At 62.2% G+C, this 2,159-nt stretch carries 2 protein-coding genes and 1 pseudogene; all 3 read left to right on the forward strand.

Features of this window, described 5'->3' with window-relative positions:
• Positions 1-91, forward strand: a pseudogene (locus tag ACWDUD_RS30580) (IS5/IS1182 family transposase); the annotation flags it as partial.
• A gap of 18 nt (positions 92-109) precedes the next feature.
• Positions 110-1,135 carry an MFS transporter gene (locus tag ACWDUD_RS30585; protein WP_450111771.1) on the forward strand — a complete coding sequence of 342 codons (1,026 nt, stop codon included), beginning with the start codon at positions 110-112 and terminating at the stop codon, positions 1,133-1,135.
• A gap of 48 nt (positions 1,136-1,183) precedes the next feature.
• Positions 1,184-2,128 (forward strand): DUF7064 domain-containing protein, encoded by a 945-nt coding sequence (locus tag ACWDUD_RS30590; protein ID WP_450111772.1) that lies wholly within the window; start codon positions 1,184-1,186, stop codon positions 2,126-2,128.
• The last annotated feature ends 31 nt before the right edge of the window (positions 2,129-2,159 follow it).

Genomic DNA, 2,159 nt, shown 5'->3' on the forward strand with positions numbered 1-2,159 from the left:
TTTACAACGAATCAGTCTGTGTCCGTGGAGGATCGGCGCGATAACCGCTGCCGCCCTCGTGCTTCTTCACCTACAAGCCCCCGCCTGGTGAGAAAGCCTCAACGTATGGATGTTTTACGGCATGCGGTTCCTGCTTGGTGCCGCGGAAGCGGGCCTGCTACCCGGCGTGGTGTACTACCTCACCCGCTGGGTACCGTCCGCGAACCGTGGGCGAATCCTCGGACTCTTCTTCCTTGCCATCCCGGTCGCCTCGGCCATCGGCTCCCCTCTGACGAGCACTCTCATGTCGTTCCACCCGTGGGGTCTTCACGGATGGCAATTCATGTTCCTGGCCGAGGGACTACCCTGCCTGCTCCTCGCCGCGGTGATCATCAAGTTCCTCCCGAACGAGCCGGGCGATGCCCGGTGGCTCGACGCTTCGGAAGCGCAATGGATCACCGACACGATCCGCCGGGAGAATTCCGGCGTCACCGGGGACGGAAACGGCCACTCGTCGTGGACGGACGGCCTGAAAAATATACGGGTGCTTGCGCTTTCGGCCGTGTACTTCTCGATGGTCGTGCCCATCTACCTCATGGGCTTCTTCCTCCCCTCGATCATCAAGGAGATGACCGGCGGCACCGTCGGCACGACCGGCATCGGCTACATCGCTGCAGTACCGTACATCTTCACCGGAATTGCCATGGTGGTGATCTCCCGGAGTTCGGACCGAACCCAGGAACGTATGTGGCACTTCGCTGTTCCCACTTTGATCGGTGCGGGCGGATGGGTGGTCGCAGCGGCCACCGTATCGTCGAGTCCGCTCGTCGCCGCCATCGCGATCTGCATCGGCACAGTCGGTGCGATGGCCACGATTCCGACGTTCTGGACCACCGCCCCGAAAGTCGTCGCCGGTGCGGCCGCCGCGTCCGGAATCGCGTTGATCAGCAGCATCGGCAACATCGGCGGATTCGTCTCCCCGTACATGTTCGGCGTCATCCGCGACGCGTTCCCCGGCGAGACCGGCAACAGCGTCTCCTTCCTCGTCGGCGCGATCGTCCTCGGGATCGGGGGTGTGCTCATGATCGCGCTCTCCAAGAATCTTCCGGCCACCACACCGAAGAGTACGAAAACTGCTCAACTCCAGAATGACTGACCCAACCGACCGATCGGTTCTCCCGAATTCCCCTACACGAGGAAACCTGTGATCCACTACACCGATACCGAATTCCATCCCCGCGACCTCACCGACCGGACCTGGACCGAAACCACCGTCCTGATCATCTCCGTCCCCGAGGCAGGAATCCTGGGCAACGCCTACGTGCTGGCCCGACCCAACCTCGGCGTCACCCTCTCCTCGGTCATCCTGGGACAGGGCTTCTGCCGCCAACCCTACGAGGTCGACTTCACCGATCCTCAGATGCACCTACCCTGCCCAGAATCGTTCAGCAATTACTCCCTGGAGAACGGCCTGACCGTCTCCTCGGACGGTCCGCGCAACTACCGGATGCAATACAAGAATGCCCTCGGCGCAGCGAGTTTCGACCTCACCTTCGAGGGACTCCACGACCCGTTCGACCCACACGACCCGAACCAGAACCCACTGCTCGACATCGATCGAGCCACATCGAACGATCCACGCAAAGGCAACGAATGGGAGAACGGACACTTCGAAGTCAAAGGCCGCATCCGCGGCGAGCTGGAACTGCGAGGCAAGACCTACCAGGTCGAATCCTACGAGGGAATGGACCACAGCTGGGGACCCCGCCCCGAAATCGGCACCCGCTCGGTTTCGTGGGTCTCGATCAACTTCGGTGAAGAATTCGCCATGCACATGGCCGTCCCGATGCGGATCGAACGCGGACAGGTGTTCTACGACAAGATCCGCTTCGGCTACGTCGTCGACCACGGCGAAGTCCACGGCCTGGTCGACGGGACAATTCGAGCCGAGCGCGTCGACATGCTCGCGTTCAGCAACCACGTCACCGCCACCGACGTCCGCGGCAAGAAGCACGAGTTCTTCGGCAGCGCGATCGCGGGCCACCCGTGGTACACGTTCAACCCGTCCCACGTCTGCTACCAGTCACTGAGGTTTTCTCACCAGGAGTTCGCTGACGGCGGCCGGGGACATTCGGGCGGTGTGGCGTGAGATGAGGACGTGGGGTCCTACCTGGTAGAGA

It is taken from the genome of Rhodococcus sp. NPDC003382, assembly GCF_053589135.1.

What these genes read in the sequence shown, in the direction of transcription:
- ACWDUD_RS30585 (WP_450111771.1), top strand. Translation starts at nt 110, where the DNA reads ATGTTTTACGGCATGCGGTTCCTGCTTGGTGCCGCGGAAGCGGGCCTG.